Below are 14,215 nucleotides of genomic sequence, written 5' to 3' on the forward strand. Positions count from 1 at the left end.
GATGAGCGTAGCGATATCCGGGGCGACTGGTCTCGCATGTCGCCGCGCTCATGCGGGCTACAAGCGACGTCGTTAGGAAGACTTGCGGGCAGCCTCAAGTTGGCTGCACAGCTCGGAAGCGATTTCGGATTCATCCTGCTCGCGTATCGGGCCAAGCTTGCTCGCGAGCTCCCTTGCGCCTTGGACAGTTGCTCCGGCGGAAGTGAAGACATGAAGATACGTGTCTTGCCAAGCCGGTCCATTGATAAGCACGGACCAGCGCCACTGATCATCATGGCAAATTCCGAAGATGCGCCGTCCGTTGATCGGGTGCGTGACGCATAGTGGCCCTTCCCACCATGTTTCCTCTTGCACAGCACAGTCCCTCTGTTGGCATTAGGTTATCATGCCACATCCTGTGCAGCGTAGACATGCCGAACGTCCGCTGCCAGGTCACAAGCCCTTCGGTAGCGGTAGAAGCCGCTGCCGCGCCAAATTACGTCGCCTGAGCCGCGCGGCGGATATGCACCGGCACCGATTTGTATGACGGCGTGCCGCTTTCCTTGTCCTGGTAATCCAGCGGCACGAGGCCGTTGGCTTCCGGATAATAGGCGGCGACCGAGCCGCGGGCGATGTCGTAGACGATCGCGGTCAGGGTGAGGCGGCGCGGCGCGCCCGAGGGCAGCGCGGTCTCGATCTCGACGAGATCGCCGTGGGCGAGGCCGCGCGCGGTGAGGTCCGCTTCGTTCGCGAACAGCACGTCGCGCCGCCCGAACACGCCGCGATAGCGGTCGTTCAATCCATAGATCGTCGTGTTGTACTGATCGTGGCTGCGGATGGTGGCGAGCTTGAGGATGGTCTCGTCCGATAGCACGGGGTCCTCTTCGAGGCCGTCAAAGATCAGGAATTCGGCCTTGCCCGATGGCGTCGTCCATTTGCGCTCGGTCGGCGGCAGCGGCAGGCGGAAGCCGCCGGGAATCCGGATCCGCGCGTTGTAATCCTTGAAATCGGGAAACACGCCCTCGATGGCGTCGCGAATGCGGTCGTAGTCGGCGATCAGATCGGTCCACGGCACCTTGCTCGAAGGTAAGGTCGCCATCGCCATGCCCGCAATGATCGCCGATTCCGAAAGCAGGTTTTCGGAGGCCGGAGTCAGCTTGCCGCGCGAGGCGTGTACCATCGACATCGAGTCCTCGACGGTGACGACCTGTGGGCCCGAGGCCTGAATGTCGCGCTCGGTGCGCCCCAGCACCGGCAGGATGATCGACTGCTTGCCGACCAAGAGATGCGAGCGGTTCAGCTTGGTGCCGAGATGCACCGCAAGCTCGAGCTTGCGCATGCCGGCGGCGCAACGCTCGGGATCGGGCAGCGCGATGGCAAAATTGCCGCCGAGACAGATCAGCACTTTCGACCGGCCGTCATCGATCGCCTCCATCGCGGCGACCGCGTCATGGCCGTGATGGCGCGGCGGCTTGAAGCCGAAGGTGCGCTCGATGCCCTCGAACATCGGGATGTTCGGCTTCTCGGTGATGCCGACGGTGCGGTTGCCCTGCACGTTGGAGTGGCCGCGCAGCGGGCAGATGCCGGCGCCCGGCTTACCGTAATTGCCCTTCAGCAGCAGCAGGTTTGCGATCTGCTGGACATTGTCGGTGCCGCGGCTGTGCTGGGTGATGCCCATGCCGTAGGTGACGATGGTGGCATTGGATTTTGCATAGGCGGCGGCGACCTCGCCGAGCTGGGCGCGGCTGAAGCCGGAAACGGTCTCGATCGATTCCCACGGCGTGGCGCGCAGATCGGCGGCGAAGGCCGCAAAGCCGTTGGTGTGCTCGGTGATGAAGGCGTGGTCGAGCACGTCGTGGCTCGCGTCGTCCTTCTCGGTCAGCGCCTTCATGACGCCTTTCAGCACCGCCGCGTCCGCGCCGACCTTGGGCTGATAATAGGTCGAGGCGATCCGCGTCGAGCCAAGGGTCGCCATCTCGATCGGGTCTTGCGGATCGGCAAAGCGCTCCAGCGCACGTTCGCGCAGCGGATTGAACACGATGATCGGCACGCCGCGGCGCGAGACCTCCCACAACGTGCCCATCATGCGCGGATGGTTGGTGCCGGGGTTGTGGCCCATCGCGATGATCAGCTCGCAATGGTCGAAATCGTCCAGCGACACCGTGCCCTTGCCGATGCCGATCGACTGCGGCAGCCCGACACTGGTCGCCTCGTGACACATGTTCGAGCAGTCGGGGAAATTGTTGCTGCCATACTCGCGCGCGAAGATCTGGAACAGGAACGCGGCCTCGTTCGAGGCGCGGCCGGAGGTGTAGAACTCGGCCATGTCAGGATCGGGCAGGCTGCGCAGCGTCTCGCCGATCCGCGTGAAGGCGTTATCCCAGCTGATCGGCTGGTAGGTGTCGCTCGTGACGTCATAGGCGAGCGGCTCGGTCAGCCGGCCCTCGTTCTCCAGATGGAAGTCACTCCAGGTCAGCAGTTCGGTGACGGTGTGGTCGGCAAAGAATTGGGGCGTGACGCGCTTGCTGGTCGCCTCCCAGGTCACGGCTTTGGCGCCGTTCTCGCAGAACTGGAAGGTGGAGGTGTGTTCCTTGTCCGGCCAGGCGCAGCCCGGACAATCGAATCCGTCGGGCTTGTTGGTGCGGAGCAGCGTGATCGGCGCCTCGACCAGATCCATCTGGTCGCGCACCGCGATTGCGGTGGCCTTGAGGGCGCCCCAGCCGCCAGCCGGAGCATCATAGGGGCGGATACCGGGAACGTCGCGCTTTTGGACCATATGTCCTCCTGCAGCTTTTGAAGTGTGACCTGGTGCGTCTGTCCCGAAATTGGTTGTCTTGTTGGCCGCGCGCGCGGCGATCCGCGAGAGACGGCGTTCCGATCGACGTTCTCGATCCGAAACACCAAGCTCGCGATGGAGGTTAGACTAATCCGCTGAGGCTCGTGGTCAACAGTCTGTCAGGTTGGTCTCGTAGCCCGGATGAGCGAAGCGATATCCGGGGCGGCCGATCCCGCATGTCGCTGCGCTCATGCGGGCTACAAAAGCGTCTACCGCTTCCGATCTAAAAATCCCTGCAGCAGCCGCTGCGGCTCGCCGGTCTGGAAGGATTTTCCGAACACGCCGACGCTGAGGTTCACCGACTCGGTCAGCGGCAGCTCTTCCCACTGCCGCAGCAGGTCCTTTTGGATGCGCAGCGCCTCGGGGCCGCATTCCAGCAGCGCCTTCACGGTGTGCTCGACGGCCTCATCGAGGCCGCCGGGTTTCGCCACCGTGTCGACCAGGCCCCAGGCGAGCGCGGTGGGGGCGTCGATGTTCTCCGCTGTCATCATCAGCCAGCGGGCGCGGCCCCAGCCGATCAGGCGCGGCAGCAGCGCCGCATGAATCACCGAGGGGATGCCGACGCGCACCTCAGGCATGCCGAACATCGCGTCATGCGCCGCGATCCGGACATCGCAGGCGGCCGCGACCTCGAGGCCGCCGCCGAGGCACCAGCCGGGCAGGCGGGCGATGACAGGCGCCGGGAATTTGCGCACGGCCTCGCAGAGATCGCGCAGGCGGCTGATGAATGCTTCGGCTGACGCCTGGTCGAGCTTCGCCATCTCCTTGATGTCGGCGCCCCCGATCATGCTGCGCTCGCTTTCGCCGGCCAGAATCACGGCGCGGATGCTTTGATCGGCCGCGAGGTGCTCAAAGCCTTCGCGCACGCCGTTGGTCACGGCCGAGCTGACGATGTTCAGCTTGCCGGCGTTGCAGATCGTGAGGCGGACGACGCCTCTGCTGTCGCGGTCGATGCCGCAGTGGGGATTGAGCATGTCCATGGAAAAAGTCCCGGCGCAGGAATTGATCGCGCCATGTCCCGGACAAAGCCTGTCTCTGTCAAGACACTGGCCGGCAGTTGCGCCGGGGGACGCGGATATATAGAATTATACTTATCATATAAATGGAGCCGTCATGACCGCCGCCGAGACACCAGACCTGCATTCGCCCGAACTGACGCGCACGCGCGTGGTGGAATGGCAGGCGCCCGGGCCGGTCGCCAGGGCGGCGATGCCAATGTCCGGGATCGCCGCGATGCGCGCTATCCGCGACGGCTCCTTGCCGCCCCCGCCGATGGCAAGACTGATCGGCTTCCGCATGGCCGTGGTCGAGGAGGGGCGGATCGTGATGGAACTCGAGCCGCATGAGAGCCTCGAGAATACCATCGGCCTCTTGCACGGTGCGACAGCCGCGGCGCTGCTCGATACCGCGATGGGCTGTGCGATCTCGACCTTGCTGCCGGCGGGGCAGACCTCGGTGACACTCGACCTCAAGCTGACCTATCTGCGCCCGCTCTCGGCGCGCTCGGGAACCATCTCCGCCGAGGGCAAGGTGATCAAGCTCGGCCGCCAGACCAGCTATACCGAGGGCTTTGTCCGCGACGGTAAGGGCAATCTTGCGGTGCACGCGACCGCGACGTTTTCCATGCTCGGCGGGCAACCAAAAGCGAAATAACTGCAGCATTCCCGGCGCAAATCTGTTATTGTATGATTAGAAACATTCCATGAGAGCGGCATGCGCTATTCGAAAGAACACAAGCAGGAGACCCACGCGCGGATCGTGAAGAAGGCCGCGACGCGGCTGCGCGAGAAGGGCGCCCATGGCATCGGCGTCGCCGACCTGATGAAGGACGCCGGCCTGACCCATGGTGGATTCTACGCGCATTTCGACTCGCGCGAGGCGCTGGTGATCGAGGCCTTCAACTACGCCATGGACCGCGCCAACGAGCGCTGGCGCAAGGTCACGGCGGAGGTGCCGCCGGAGAAGCGGCTTGCGACCATCGTCGACGGCTACCTGTCTGCGGTGCATCGCGACGATCCCGGCCAGGGCTGCGCGGTCCCGGCGCTCGGCGCCGAGATCGCCCGCGAAAGCCTGAAGACCCGCAAGGCCTTTGCGCTCAAGCTCGACCAGATGATCGACATGATCACCGACCAGATCCAGGACGTGCCGCGCAAGACCGCGCGCAAGCAGGCGATGGCCACGCTCGCGACCATGCTGGGCACCATCGTGATGTCGCGGATCGCGGGCAATGGCGAAATGTCCGACGAGATCCTGAGCGCGGGCCGCGAGGCGGTGCTCGGCCGGGCGGCGGCGGCGAAGAAGCCGCGTGCCAGAGCGAATTAAGGGAGTTCCTGCGACGAGGCGCCGGATCTGCCCGGTTTAGTTTTCGTCGGCAACGAAGGCATGAGGCACCCTTTGGAAGGCCTCAGCCCTGCGAGGCTTCCGGAGTGATGGCCCTTCGCATGCTCCCTCCGACCTTGATGGCCGAGGCGGTAATCAATAACGACCACCATCGCGCTTTTGCTGTGTGAGCCATTCCGACAGCGTCCTCGTTTTTGATCGTGGATCGCCCGACGGCCCTCGTCTGATACTCGTTCCGGAGCGAGCCGCCCGAAGCTTGGCTGATTCAGTTTCCACGATCGCGTCTGCGGAAGCCGACGATCTCTCGGCAGCTTCTCTCTCGAGGCGCAGCTTCTTCAATCGCGCCATTTTGTCCCGCTCTGCCTCTGTCTCGGCTCCGTCGGACAACAGCGTCTTGTGGTGAGCAGTCTCTGCTGAACCCCAGACTCCGATAATGGTTGTCTCGCCAAGCGCCTTGCAGGCCTCGAGCCGATGTAACCCCTCGAGCAAAACGAGGCGGCCCTCATCAGGCCGAACGAGAATGGGGACTTGTTGCCCAACTTCCAGAATACTCGCCGCGATTTCTTGAACGAGCTCAGGCCTGAGGGTTTTCCGTTTCTTAACGGGCACGTAAATCTGATCGATTGGAAGACTTTCCGGGTCGGGCACAGTGTTACTCCCTACTCAGGATCCGTCCAAAATGCGGTTTAAGGATGAAGCGCCACACTGCCAAGGCATTTCTCAAACTGAGCTCGAGGGACAGCGCTAGTCAGGTCGGCCCGGCAAACAGCGCGCGCTCGGCTTCCACCGTCTCGTAGATATAGTCTGCCACCGCGCGGATGCGGGCGAGGTCCTTGCTGTCGGCGTGCATCAGGAGCCAGAAGGTGCGCGAGATCCGCACCTCGTCGCGCAGCACCGGCTGCAACTCGGGGTGGGCGGACGCCATGAAGTGCGGCAGCACCGCGATGCCGAAGCCGGCGATGGTGGCGTTGAGCTGTGCGATCAGGTTGGCGCTGCGGAATTTGGCCGAGATCTTCGGCGAGACCAGCGGCAGATAGTCCAGTTCCGGCGTGAACAGTAGTTCCTCGATGTAGCCGACGAAGCGGTGCTTCGGCAGGTCGGCGCGCGCGGCGATCTCTGGCGCCTGCGCCAGATAGCCGGGTGCGGCATAAAGCCCGAGCGTGTAGTCGAGCAGTTTGCGGCCGACGATGCGGCCCTCCTTCGGCATGGTCAGACTGATCGCGATGTCGGCCTCGCGCTTGGAGAGCGAGAACAGCCGCGCAGTGGCGACCAGCTGCAGATCGAGATCGGGATACCGTTCGGTGAACTTGACCAGCCGCGAGGCCAAAAAGTGGCTGCCGAAGCCGTCGGGCGCGCCGATCCGTACCGTGCCGGTGAGATGCGCGCGCGAGCCGCCGACCGCTTCCTGGTTGGCGACGATGGTGGATTCCATCGCCTCGGCGCTGTCGGCGACGCGCTGGCCGGCCTCGGTAAGCAGGTAACCTGTCTTGCGGCGATCAAACAGTTTTGCGGAGAGGTGGCGCTCCAGCCGGTCGACACGCCGGATCACTGTGGCATGATCGACACCGAGCTGCTTGGCGGCAGCCGACACCGACCCGCCGCGCACGATGGCAAGCACGAAACGGAAGTCGTCCCAGTCGATCGTGTCGCCGCCTTGATCCTGCATTTCCGCACATCTATGGTGCAATTTATCGGACTTGAATCCTATAAAATGCAGGGTCATTAGGGTTTGTAAAGCGATCTCGCCGCGAGGAGCGGCGATTCAGGCCTTCAAGGGAGGATATTCATGCGCTCGATCGGACATTTCATCGGTGGCAAGGAGGTCAAGGGCACCTCGGGCCGTACGGCCGACGTCTTCGAGCCGATGACCGGCGACGTCCAGGCCAAGGTGGCGCTGGCTTCCAAGGCCGAAGTTCGCGCCGCGGTGGAGAACGCCCGCGCCGCGCAGGGCGAATGGGCCGCCACCAACCCGCAGCGCCGCGCCCGCGTGATGATGAAATTCGTCGAGCTGGTGCAGCGCGACTACGACAAGCTCGCCGAGCTGCTGGCGCGCGAGCACGGCAAGACCGTCCCCGACGCCAAGGGCGACATCCAGCGCGGCCTCGAGGTCGCCGAGTTCGCCTGCGGCATCCCGCATCTGATGAAGGGCGAGTACACCGAAGGCGCCGGCCCCGGCATCGACATCTATTCGATGCGCCAGCCGCTCGGCGTGGTCGCCGGCATCACGCCGTTCAACTTCCCGGCGATGATCCCGATGTGGAAGTTCGCGCCCGCGATCGCCTGCGGCAACGCCTTCATCCTCAAGCCGTCGGAGCGCGATCCGGGCGTGCCGATGATGCTTGCCGAACTGATGATCGAAGCGGGCCTGCCGGCCGGCATCCTCAACGTCGTCAACGGCGACAAGGAAGCGGTCGACGCCATCCTCGACGATCCCGATATCAAGGCGATCGGCTTCGTCGGCTCGACCCCGATCGCGCAGTACATCTACGAGCGCGCCGCGCAGACCGGCAAGCGCTGCCAGTGCTTCGGCGGCGCCAAGAACCACGCCATCATTATGCCCGACGCCGACATGGACCAGGCGGTCGACGCGCTGATCGGCGCCGGCTACGGCTCGGCCGGTGAGCGCTGCATGGCGGTCTCGGTTGCGGTGCCCGTCGGCAAGACCACCGCCGACCGGCTGATGGAAAAGCTGATCCCGCGCGTCGAGTCGCTCAAGATCGGCACCTCGGTCGATCCGTCGGCCGACTACGGTCCGCTGGTGACCCGCGAGGCAGTCGAGAAGGTGAAGAGCTACATCGACATCGGCGTCAAGGAAGGCGCCACGCTTGCCGTGGACGGCCGTGGCTTCAAGATGCAGGGCTACGAGAACGGCTTCTATCTCGGCGGTTCGCTGTTCGACAACGTCACCAAGGACATGCGGATCTACAAGGAAGAGATTTTCGGCCCGGTGCTCTCAGTGGTGCGCGCCAAGGACTATCACGAGGCGCTGGCGCTGCCGTCCGACCACGACTACGGCAACGGCGTTGCGATCTTCACCCGCGACGGCGACGCGGCGCGCGATTTCGCGGCCAAGGTCAATGTCGGCATGGTCGGCGTCAACGTGCCGATCCCGGTGCCGATCGCCTACTACACCTTCGGCGGCTGGAAGAAGTCCGGCTTCGGCGATCTCAACCAGCACGGTCCGGACTCGGTTCGCTTCTACACCAAGACCAAGACGGTGACCTCGCGTTGGCCGTCCGGTGTCAAGGACGGCGCGGAGTTCTCGATCCCGACGATGAAGTGATTTCCTCTACCGTCATTGCGAGGAGCGCAGCGACGAAGCAATCCATTCTTTCCCTGTGCGGAGACGTGGATTGCTTCGCTTCGCTCGCAATGACGACGGGGTAACAAAGGTAGGCGGCGAGATGCAGTTCGCTCTCAACGAGGACCAGATCGCGGTTCGCGACATGGCGCGGGCGTTTGCGGCGGAAAAGATCGCGCCGCACGCGCTCGAATGGGACGAGAAGAAGCACTTTCCAGTCGACGTGATGCGCGAGGTCGCAAGCCTCGGCATCGGCGGCATCTACATTAAGGACGATGTCGGCGGCTCGGCGATGACGCGCTTCGACGCCGCGCTGATCTTCGAGGCCTTGGCGACGGGTTGTCCGACCACCTCGGCCTTCATCTCGATCCACAACATGGCGTCCTGGATGATCGATGCCTATGGCAACGACACCCAGCGCCACAGATGGCTGCCGAAGCTCTGCACCATGGAGCTGCTCGCGAGCTACTGCCTGACCGAGCCGGGCGCCGGCTCCGATGCCGCCGCGCTGCGCACCCGCGCGGTGCGCGACGGCGATCATTATGTGCTCAACGGCCAGAAGCAGTTCATCTCGGGTGCCGGCAGCACCGACCTCCTGGTGGCGATGGTGCGCACCGGCGGCGATGGCCCCGGCGGCGTCTCGACGATCGTCGTCGACGGCAAGACGCTGGGCGTGTCGTTCGGCGCCAATGAGCGCAAGATGGGCTGGAATGCGCAACCGACCCGCGCGGTCGTATTCGAGAACGCGCGCGTGCCGGTCGAAAACCGGCTCGGCGAGGAGGGCATCGGCTTCAAGATCGCGATGGCCGGCCTCGACGGCGGCCGTCTCAACATCGCGGCATGCTCGCTCGGCGGCGCACAGACGGCGCTCGACAAGGCGCTCGCCTACATGAAGGACCGCAAGGCCTTTGGAAAGCGGCTCGACGAATTCCAGGCGCTGCAGTTCAAGATCGCCGACATGGCGACCGAACTGGAAGCCGCACGCACCTTCCTGTGGCGCGCGGCGGCGGCGCTCGACCGCAAGGATCCCGACGCGTCGATGCTCTGCGCGATGGCCAAGCGGTTCGGCACCGATGTCGGCTTCGAGGTCGCCAACCAGGCGCTGCAGCTGCACGGCGGCTACGGCTACCTCAGCGAATACGGCGTCGAGAAGATCGTGCGCGATCTGCGCGTCCACCAGATCCTCGAAGGCACCAATGAAATCATGCGGCTGATCGTGTCGCGCAAATTGATCGAGGGCGCGCGATGAATGATGCGGCCGCTGCCGAAGGCGACCTGGTTGCGCGCAAGGAAGGGGCGGCCGGCATCATCCGGCTCAACCGGCCGAAGGCGATCAATGCCGTGACATTGGAGATGTTCCACGACATCGACAGGGCGCTCGACGCGTTCGAGGCCGATCCTGATGTCGCGGTCATCGTGCTGGAAGGGGCCGGCGAGCGCGGCCTGTGTGCCGGCGGCGATATCCGCGCGCTCTGGGAAAGCTCGAAGGTCAAGGGCGACCTCGGCAGGATCCTGTGGCGCGACGAGTACATCCTCAACGCGCGGATCAAGCAATTCCCGAAGCCTTATGTCGCCTTCATGGACGGCATCGTGATGGGCGGCGGCGTCGGCCTGTCGGCGCACAGCCGGCACCGCGTGGTGACCGAGCGAACCAAGCTTGCGATGCCCGAAGTCGGGCTCGGCTTCTTCCCCGACGTCGGCGGCACCTATCTGCTGTCGCGCTCGCCGGGCGAGATCGGCACCTATTTTGGTCTCACCGGCACTACGATGAACGGACCCGACGCGATCTACGCGAAGTTCGCCGATGCCATGGTGCCGAGCGCCAAGCTTCCGGCGCTGCGCGAGGCGCTGACCAAGGTTACGCCGGGCACGACGTCCACCGAAATCGACCGGCTGATTGCAGGCTTCGCCACCGGCGAGAAATCCGGCCCTGTCGCCGCGATGCTGGCCAGGATCGACGGCTGGTTCGCACGCGGACGGATGGAAGACATCGTTGGTGCGCTGAAAGCCGATGGCTCCGAACTGGCGCAGGCCACGCTGAAGACGCTCGGCGAGAAGTCACCACGCGGCATGGTGGTGACACTGAAACTGTTGCGATTGGCGCGCGCCACCGAGACGCTCGAACAATGCCTGGTGCGCGAATATCGCGCGGCGCTCGAAGTGTTTGCCAGCGACGATTTCCGCGAGGGCGTGCGCGCGGCCGTGATCGACAAGGACCGCAATCCGAAATGGCAGCCCACCCGGATCGAGGACGTGACCCCCGAGATGCTGGCGCCTTACTTCGCCGAGATCGGCGCCGACGAATTGAAATTTCCTGATAGCAAATAGAAACGTCGCAAGCGGAGGACTTCCCATGGCAAACGTCGCATTCATCGGGCTCGGCAATATGGGCGGGCCGATGGCGGCCAATCTGGTCAAGGCCGGCCACAAGGTGACCGCGTTCGATCTGGTCGCGGCCTCGCGCGATCAGGCCAGGCACGACGGCGCCGCGATCGCCGAGAGCGGCGTCGGCGCAGTGAAGGGCGCCGATGTCGTCATCACAATGCTGCCGGCCGGCAAGCATGTGCTCGGCGTCTGGAACGAGGTGCTTCCGGCGATGGCGAAGGGCACGCTGATCATCGATTGCTCGACCATCGACGTCGAGAGCGCCAAGCAGGCGCATGCGCTCGCCGCCAAGCACGGCATCGCCTCAGTCGATGCGCCGGTTTCCGGCGGCACCGGCGGCGCCAAGGGCGCGACGCTGACCTTCATGTGCGGCGGTGAGGCGAAGGCGTTCGCGGCGGCGCAACCGATGCTGGCCAACATGGGCAAGAAGATCGTGCATTGCGGTGGCGGCGGTGCAGGGCAGGCGGCCAAGATCTGCAACAACATGATCCTCGGCATTTCGATGATCGCGGTCGGCGAGGCCTTCGTGCTGGCTGAAAAGCTCGGCCTGTCGCACCAGGCGTTGTTCGACGTCGCCTCGACCTCGTCGGGGCAGTGCTGGTCGCTGACGACCTATTGCCCGGTTCCCGGTCCGGTGCCGACCTCGCCGGCCAACAACGATTACAAGCCGGGTTTCGCCTCCAACCTGATGGTGAAGGACCTGACGCTGGCACAGGACGCCGCCAATGCCGCCGGCGCGGTGACGCCGCTCGGCAAGCATGCGCAGGAGCTCTATAAGACCTTCGACGCGTCGGGGCACGGCGGGGTCGACTTTTCCGGAATTATCCAGCACGTTCGGAGCCTCGCTGGGAAATAGATGCTGGGTCCGTGATCCTGAGGTGCGAGCGCCAGCGAGCCTCGAAGGATGCGGTGCCCGTGGCCCATCCTTCGAGACGCCGCTTCGCGGCTCCTCAGGATGACGGCGGTGAACGCGGTGAGACCCCATGACCACATTTCAGGACGCACGTGCCTTTCTGCTCAAGCACCGCACCGACTACGACACGGCGGTGAAGGGATTTCGCTGGCCGGATCCCGTGCCGTTCAACTGGGCGCTCGACTGGTTCGACGCCGAACTGGCGCACAATGCCGAGAGCCGCGACCGGCCGGCGCTGTGGATCGTCGATGCCGCCAGCGGCAACGAAACCAGGCTCAGCTTCGCCGAGCTGTCGCGCCGTTCCGACAGGGTCGCGAACTTCCTGCGCGCGCAGGGGCTGAAGCGCGGCGATCATCTGTTGCTGCTGCTCGGCAATGTGGTGCCGCTGTGGGAGACCATGCTGGCGGCGATGAAGCTCGGCGTGGTGGTGATCCCCGCGACCACGTTGTTGACCGCGGATGAATTGCGCGACCGGCTCGATCGCGGCAAGGCGAAGGCGGTGGTTGCCACGCAGGATCAGGTCGCGAAGTTCGCGGGCCTCGGCGGCGACAGACTGGTGCGCATCGTGGTCGGCGCGACGCAGGCCCACGAGGGCTGGCTGCCGTTCGAGGATGCGGCGAAGGCACCCGAGGCGTTCACGCCTGATGGCCCGACCAAGGCCGACGACCCGATGCTGCTGTATTTCACCTCGGGCACCACGGCAAAGCCGAAGCTCGTGCGGCACAGCCAGCGCAGCTATCCGGTCGGCCATCTCTCGACCATGTACTGGATCGGCCTGCAGCCCGGCGATATCCATCTCAACATTTCCTCGCCCGGCTGGGCCAAGCATGCCTGGAGCTGCTTCTTCGCGCCGTGGAATGCTGGTGCAACGATCTTCATCGCCAACCAGCCACGCTTCGAGGCGAAAGGGCTGCTCTCGGTCATCGGCCGCTGCGGCGTCACCACGCTCTGCGCGCCGCCGACCGTGTGGCGGATGTTCATCCAGGAGCAGTTGTCGGACTTCAAAGTGAGCCTGCGTGAAGTGTGCGGCGCCGGCGAACCGCTCAACCCTGAGATCATCGACCAGGTCAAATCGGCCTGGGGCCTGACCATCCGCGACGGCTACGGTCAGACCGAGACCACGGCGCTGGCCGGCAACTCGCCGGGGCAGAAGGTGAAGGTCGGCTCGATGGGCCGGCCGCTGCCCGGCTATCGCGTGCAGGTCACCGACAATGACGGCCATGCAGCGAAGGAAGGCGAGGTGACGCTGTTGCTCGGCACTGAGCGGCCGGCGGGCCTGATGCAGGGTTATCAGGGCGACGACGGCAAGCTGATCGGCACCGACGGCGCAATTTATCGCAGCGGCGACGTCGTGTTCAACGATGACGAGGGCTATCTCACCTTCGTCGGACGTACCGACGACGTGTTCAAGTCCTCCGACTATCGTATCTCGCCGTTCGAACTGGAGAGCGTGCTGCTCGAGCATGATGCGGTGGCGGAAGCTGCCGTGGTGCCGAGCCCGGATCCGATCCGGCTGGCGGTCCCGAAGGCCTATATATTGCTGGTATCAGGCGTCGAGCGCACCCCGGAGACGGCGCTGTCGATCTTCAAACATTTGCACACGCGGCTCGCACCGTTTAAACGCATCCGCAAGATCGAACTGGTCACCGAACTGCCAAAGACGATTTCTGGAAAGATCCGTCGCGTGCAGTTGCGCCGGCTCGAACATGACGATGTCAGAAGCGATGCGTTGCGCGGAGCCGAGTTCCGCGAGGAAGAATTCCCGGAGCTGCAGAAGGTGCGGACCTCCGGTTAGCAGAGGTTAGCCAATGAACGAAGTCTGGAAGAAGCCGCCGGTGTCGCTGGAAACCTACCAGGGCATGGTCGGCAAGGAGATCGGCGTGTCCTCGTGGCACCTGCTGGATCAGGGCCGCATCGACACCTACGCCGACGTGATCGAGGATCATCAGTTCATCCACGTCGATCCCGAGCGCGCGAAGAAGGAGACCGCGTTCGGCACCACGATCGCCCATGGCTTCCTGACGATGTCGCTGTTGTCGATCATGTCCTACGAGGTGATGCCGGTGCTCGAGGGCACCGCGATGGGCGTCAATTACGGCTTCGACAAGCTGCGCTTCATCTCGCCGGTGCGCTCGGGCAAGCGCGTTCGCGGCCGCTTCGTGTTGGCGGAAGCGACGCTGCGCAAGCCGAAGGAACTGCTGTCGCGCACCAACGTCACGGTCGAGATCGAGGGCGAAGAGAAGCCCGCGCTGGTCGCAGACTGGCTCGGCCTGATCTATTTCAGCTAGGCGATGGTTGAGTAGCTCCACTTTTCCCGCAAGCGGGAGAGGTGGAGCGAGCCCGCCTCGACCCGCCTTCACAGGTGGTGCGTTGCACCGCTGATCCACATAGCGCATTGACGGCTTTGATCCCTGGTGTCCATCATGCCCCCGTTGAGGCGGTGCGGTCCCGGGAGTGGCAG

12 protein-coding genes are annotated in these 14,215 nt (G+C 64.5%); 8 read left to right on the top strand and 4 right to left on the bottom strand.

Annotation, left to right across the window (positions count from 1 at the left end; all coding sequences use genetic code 11):
• Positions 1–475 precede the first annotated feature (475 nt).
• On the bottom strand, positions 476–2,755 hold the full coding sequence (locus tag ACVIGB_RS50965) for an FdhF/YdeP family oxidoreductase (RefSeq protein WP_456723537.1): 2,280 nt from the start codon (positions 2,753–2,755) through the stop codon (positions 476–478).
• 269 nt (positions 2,756–3,024) lie between these two features.
• Positions 3,025–3,795, bottom strand: a complete 771-nt coding sequence (locus ACVIGB_RS50970) for an enoyl-CoA hydratase (RefSeq protein ID WP_456723536.1) — start codon at positions 3,793–3,795, stop codon at positions 3,025–3,027.
• A 133-nt stretch (positions 3,796–3,928) separates the two neighbouring features.
• On the opposite strand from ACVIGB_RS50970, the gene ACVIGB_RS50975 reads away from it, so the two are divergent.
• Positions 3,929–4,468 (top strand): PaaI family thioesterase, encoded by a 540-nt coding sequence (locus tag ACVIGB_RS50975; RefSeq protein WP_456723535.1) that lies wholly within the window; start codon positions 3,929–3,931, stop codon positions 4,466–4,468.
• A gap of 60 nt (positions 4,469–4,528) precedes the next feature.
• The gene (locus ACVIGB_RS50980; RefSeq protein ID WP_456723534.1) at positions 4,529–5,137 is read left to right on the top strand and encodes a TetR/AcrR family transcriptional regulator; all 609 of its coding nucleotides are present in this window, start codon (positions 4,529–4,531) and stop codon (positions 5,135–5,137) included.
• Positions 5,138–5,290: 153 nt separating this feature from the next.
• On the opposite strand, the gene ACVIGB_RS50985 is transcribed toward ACVIGB_RS50980, so the two are convergent.
• Together ACVIGB_RS50985 and ACVIGB_RS50990 are read right to left on the bottom strand one after the other, a co-directional pair.
• Positions 5,291–5,803, bottom strand: a complete 513-nt coding sequence (locus ACVIGB_RS50985) for a chromosome partitioning protein ParB (RefSeq protein WP_456723533.1) — start codon at positions 5,801–5,803, stop codon at positions 5,291–5,293.
• A 100-nt stretch (positions 5,804–5,903) separates the two neighbouring features.
• Positions 5,904–6,821, bottom strand: coding sequence for a LysR family transcriptional regulator (locus tag ACVIGB_RS50990; protein ID WP_456723532.1), 918 nt, complete (start codon positions 6,819–6,821; stop codon positions 5,904–5,906).
• 120 nt (positions 6,822–6,941) lie between these two features.
• On the opposite strand from ACVIGB_RS50990, the gene ACVIGB_RS50995 reads away from it, so the two are divergent.
• The 6 genes from ACVIGB_RS50995 to ACVIGB_RS51020 all read left to right on the top strand — a co-directional run bounded on the left by ACVIGB_RS50995 (position 6,942) and on the right by ACVIGB_RS51020 (position 14,042).
• Positions 6,942–8,438 (top strand): CoA-acylating methylmalonate-semialdehyde dehydrogenase, encoded by a 1,497-nt coding sequence (locus ACVIGB_RS50995; RefSeq protein ID WP_456723531.1) that lies wholly within the window; start codon positions 6,942–6,944, stop codon positions 8,436–8,438.
• Between the two features lie 121 nt (positions 8,439–8,559).
• Positions 8,560–9,705, top strand: coding sequence for an isobutyryl-CoA dehydrogenase (locus ACVIGB_RS51000; protein WP_456723530.1), 1,146 nt, complete (start codon positions 8,560–8,562; stop codon positions 9,703–9,705).
• Positions 9,702–10,784 (top strand): enoyl-CoA hydratase/isomerase family protein, encoded by a 1,083-nt coding sequence (locus ACVIGB_RS51005; RefSeq protein WP_456723529.1) that lies wholly within the window; start codon positions 9,702–9,704, stop codon positions 10,782–10,784. The genes ACVIGB_RS51000 and ACVIGB_RS51005 overlap by 4 nt, the downstream gene beginning before the upstream one ends.
• A gap of 25 nt (positions 10,785–10,809) precedes the next feature.
• Positions 10,810–11,697, top strand: a complete 888-nt coding sequence (gene mmsB, locus ACVIGB_RS51010; protein ID WP_092113148.1) for a 3-hydroxyisobutyrate dehydrogenase — start codon at positions 10,810–10,812, stop codon at positions 11,695–11,697.
• A 127-nt stretch (positions 11,698–11,824) separates the two neighbouring features.
• On the top strand, positions 11,825–13,549 hold the full coding sequence (locus ACVIGB_RS51015) for an AMP-binding protein (protein ID WP_456723528.1): 1,725 nt from the start codon (positions 11,825–11,827) through the stop codon (positions 13,547–13,549).
• A 13-nt stretch (positions 13,550–13,562) separates the two neighbouring features.
• Positions 13,563–14,042, top strand: coding sequence for a MaoC family dehydratase (locus ACVIGB_RS51020; protein WP_163162560.1), 480 nt, complete (start codon positions 13,563–13,565; stop codon positions 14,040–14,042).
• Positions 14,043–14,215: the final 173 nt, after the last annotated feature.

It is taken from the genome of Bradyrhizobium sp. USDA 4341 (assembly GCF_054063755.1).